Annotated in this window: 1 protein-coding gene; it reads right to left on the reverse strand. The window is 55.2% G+C overall.

Translation table 11 applies throughout. The annotated features are described in order from the left end of the window. The coding region (gene pglX / locus VBE63_RS26205; protein ID WP_323685939.1) for a BREX-1 system adenine-specific DNA-methyltransferase PglX at positions 1 to 3590 on the reverse strand (3590 nt) is incomplete at both ends.

Here is a 3590-nt window from a genome sequence, read left to right on the forward strand (position 1 = left end):
ACGTATTCCATGCGCATCCGCGCCAGGGTGCCTTCGTGGTAGCGGTGCAGGTAGACCAGGCACTGGAAGGCCTTCTGCTTGCCGCTGGAGAAGCACCAGTAGATCGGGCGCTTCTTGTAGGTTTGCAGATGGTCTTTGAAGAACTTGTCGGCGAGGTAGCGGCGGATGGTTTCGCGCGGAGTTTCGGTTTTTTTCGGGCCTAGGTTGGTGGCTAGGAAGCTGAGGTTTTCTTCTAGGTTTTTAGTGGATAGTGGATAGTGGTTAGTGGATAGTTGCTCGTCTTCTTCACTATCCACTATCGACTTTTCACTATCCACTTCCCCAAAGGCGGTCGCGATGAACTCCACCACCCGATTCGCCGCGTCGTCCTCGAACCAATCGGTGTCGGTGATCGGCAAGATGCCATCTTCGTCTGGCCGGAAGTTTTTAGTGGATAGTGGATAGTTGTTAGTGGATAGATCTTCTCCCTCTTCACTATTCACTATCCACTTTCCACTATCCACTTCTCCCCGCCAGATTTCCCAAAACCGCTCATTCCCAGAGTGTGCATAGATCAACCCCGGTCGATCCAGCCGATAGCGGCCCATGGCGCAGCCGATGGCGTAGGAGACCAATTCCTGCATGCTGTCTTCGCGGAAGCGGGTTTCGAGTTCCTCGGGGAAGCCGTGCTCGACCGACCAGTCGTCATCCGAGAGTTTCTTGCCGTAGCGGTAGGCGGGGTTGACCGTCAGGGTGATCTGGTCGATGGGGACTTCGGGGGTGAGTTCGTCTTGCAAGCCGTAGGCGTCGATGAAGAGGCGGTTGTTTTCCTCTTCGAGGCGTTTCATTTCGGCGATGGTTTGGCGGTTGTTGTTGATCCAAGTCGTATAACTGGATTCGAGGGTACCCTGCGGGTCGTTGGATGCATTTAAGATGGGGAGGTATTGGAAGTCCCAAGAGCGTTCGTAGGCGTTCCAGTCGTATCTAGATAGGTCTACAAGGTCGTTGAGCCACTCCAACTTGGCCGCTTTCAACTTTGCCGGGATTTTCGCAATATCACCTGCGTAGAAATTAAGCGTTGGTGAAATCGCCGCAAGCACTGATGCAACAATTTTGGAGTTAAGAAGCATTAAGGCGGCCTCAATTTGTTCTAAATCACCAAATCCCCCATTACTGGCGTCTGAAAATATACTACCCTTTGAATGAAAGCGACATGAAAAGTCTCCAGAGGAAACGCGAGTCCATGATAAACATTCCCGAAAAAAAAATTCCAAATTGACAAGCCTACCTCCGACTTGCTTTTCTGGCCTCTCAGCTATATACCGCCGAATGTCGTGCCCATCGTTCTGCCAGTTGACCACATAGTCGCTGTTGCCGTACCAGCGTCGAAAAGGCCCACCCTTGATGTAAGGGAACCATCGCTTATTCGTCTGTCTTGCCTCTTCCCGTGAAGATGCTCCTGTATCAAAATCACCGACACTAATCTCGTTCCATAATCGAAGGAAAAGCTCATTGTCTGTAGTTGACATTCCAGCTTTAATATCAAGTAACTGCCCTAGAGGCGATTTTCTTTTGAACGCATCTGCAATGTTTTCACTCACCCAATACGCAACTGGACTATCCGGAATTTTTTTAAACTTATCTACCGAAACGAGAAAACAGCTGGATGGGTTTCGAGCAAGAAACACGCTGTTCTTATCCGAAGATTGAGCGGCACTATTTAGATCAAAGAATGTTCCCGTATAGTTTCCAGCTCGCTTGTTTAGAAGTGCAAAAGCAGTTGCCTGGGCAACCTTTGAATTCATTGAAGGAAAGCTGTTGTATCCGATCTGAACCATTGTCATGATGGTTTTTTCACGGAGCATTCTCTCCCTGAATAGCCGAAAGCTGGATAGGAACATCCAGCTCTGCATCGTTACCATTGCGATATGCCCAGCACTTCTAGCCAGATTGTAGCTCCGCTCGGTGAAGCATGCGTATAGATCACTCTTCGCGACCGAAAAATGATCATTAACCATCTTCTTAACTAATGGGTTCATCCCTTTTCCCATATACGGCGGATTCGCCACCACCGCGTCATATTTCCGCGCCAACAACTCTGCCTGCCGCACCAAAGCCCGTAACTGCCGCAGACCATCGGCCACGAACAAATCCCCCGTTTCTTGCTCACACAACCGTCGCAACGCCGGCAACTTCGCCGCCAACTCCTCCGGTACTTGAATCAAAGACCCAAAAGTCCGAGCATGCCGAAACAACTCCACCAACTCATCAACCGCATCCTTCTGTTCAGTGGGTAGTGAAGAGTGGATAGTGGATAGAAGTCCAGCGCTACCCGCCGTTTCCTCTTCTCTATCCACTATCCACTCACCACTATCCACTTCCTCAAACGCCATCACATTCAGCGCAATCCCCCGCTCCAACACCCGCCGATCATCCTCCCGCGCCTTCATCATCAACGCGAACCCGGCCAACTGTGCCGCGCGCGGATCAATATCCAACCCGTACAGATTCTTCTCCAGAATCAGCTTCGGAATATCCCGCAGCCGATAACCGCGCTCCAGATAGATCGCCTTGAACAGCTCATAGGCCTCGACCAGGATGTGGCCGGAGCCGCAGGCGGGGTCCATCAGGGTCAACTCTTCTGGGTTTAGTGAATAGTGAATAGTGGATAGTGAAGAGCCGGAGGGTATTTCCGACGACTTCTCGCCCCGCTCCTCTTCACTATTCACTATCCACTGACCACTATCCACTCTCTTCAAGGCGTCGAGCTGCGCCTGCACCTCCGGGGTCTGCTCGGCAGGCTCGATGTAATACGCCATCCGAGCCTTGAGCGGCGAGTCGGGATAGGTCGCGAGCCACTGCGCGCCGAGGCTGTTCTGGACCATGTATTTGACGATCCAGTTGGGGGTGAAGAGCTGGGTGGCGGCGGGGATGTCCTCGCTCTTGACCACCTTGCCGATGACCTGGTCCTTCTTCTCGGAGATGTAGAACTGGTACAGCCAGCCGATGATCTCGATCGGTTGCCAGTCGGCCTCGGGGATGGCGCTGACCAGCTCGCGGATCAGGGAGTCGGTCTGCAGCAGGCGGTCGGGCAGCAGCAGCTCGGTCTCGTCGTCCACCGGCTCGAACAGGAAGGGCATGGCCTGGTGCAGTGCGCGGCATTGGGCCAGCAGCAGCTCGCGATACAGGGTCTCGTCCTGGGTGCCGTCCATCTTCAGCGCGATGACGCGCTCGCGCTCCAGACCGGGCAGCTCGACGTGCTGGGCCTGCTCCAGGATCTCCGGCGGCGCGCCGGTCCCGCCCGCGGCGGCGGGATGGCTGAGGACGCGGTAGCTGTGATCGAGGAAACCGTGCAGCTCCATGTAGCGGATGGCGACCAGGCGGTTGAACCAGGTGTAGGCGGTGGCTTCCATGACTGGCTCGAAGCCCTGCGCGCGGATGCGCTCGGCGAGCCGCGCGCGCTGCCGGGCGATGCCGCGCGGGTGCGGTTGGCCGTCGATGACCAGCAGCTCGCCCTCTTCGCGTGCCTCGGCGATGCGCTCGGCGCTGAGTCCGAACAGCCCGGCGCGGCGGGTGACGGCGGCGATGAAGTCCCGCCGGGCCTTGGGGGC

It is taken from the genome of Lamprobacter sp. (genome assembly GCF_034860625.1).
Taxonomy (GTDB): domain Bacteria; phylum Pseudomonadota; class Gammaproteobacteria; order Chromatiales; family Chromatiaceae; genus Lamprobacter.